Consider the following 824-nt stretch of genomic DNA (forward strand, 5'->3'; position numbering starts at 1 on the left):
AAGAATGACAGCTACAGCGATTTCTCCCCAATACTCGTCCGGCATTCCAACGACAGCCGCGCTTTCAACCTCTGGGCAGGCGAGAAGCACACGTTCAATTTCTTCTGGGAAAATATTTAATCCTCCGTACACGATCATCCCGTTTTCTCTTCCTGATATGTATAGAAAGCCATCCTCATCAACATAGCCCATATCATCCACTGTCATCCATTCATCTGGTGTGCTGCCGTTCACATAGCCGGAAAACTGCATCGGGCTTTTGACAAATATTTTTCCGATTTCCCCTGGCTGACAGCATTCTCCTCCAGGGTTGCGGATTTCGATCCAGACATTATGAAAAGGGCGGCCCGCTGAATGCGGCTTCCGTTTGCTGTCTTCCGGTGAAGAAAACGTCACAAAACTAAGCTCTGATGTGCCATAAAAATCGTACAGCTTGAGATGAGGCCATGCAGCGGCAAGCTTCTCCTTGGATTCTGCCGGCCAGTCTGCGCCGGATGAAATGATTTTGACGGGACTGTCGGGAAAACTCTCAATCCTTGTGAGGGCGTCTGTCATCGTCGGTACGGTATAGAGAACGCTGATGGATTCACGGCACAGCCATTCCTTCGCTTTGGCAGGAGAAAACTTTTTCAGCAAACAAACGGTTCCTCCGAGAAACAAAGTGCTGACAGCCCCATATAGGAAGTGAGAGGACATTAACGTTCCGGGAATCAGAACCTTATCATTTGATGAAATCGAAAAATCTGTTCCTGTACAGGTAAAGCTCTCTATCCATGAGCGGTGAGATCGCGTAAAGGCCTTCGGTTTTCCTGTCGAGCCCGACG

At 48.8% G+C, this 824-nt stretch carries 1 protein-coding gene; it reads right to left on the reverse strand.

What is annotated here, in order from left to right; genetic code table 11:
• The coding region (locus tag ACWHAR_RS25420) for an AMP-binding protein (protein WP_452088226.1) at window positions 1-824 on the reverse strand (824 nt) is incomplete at both ends.

The organism is Bacillus sp. LR--39 (genome assembly GCF_053613335.1).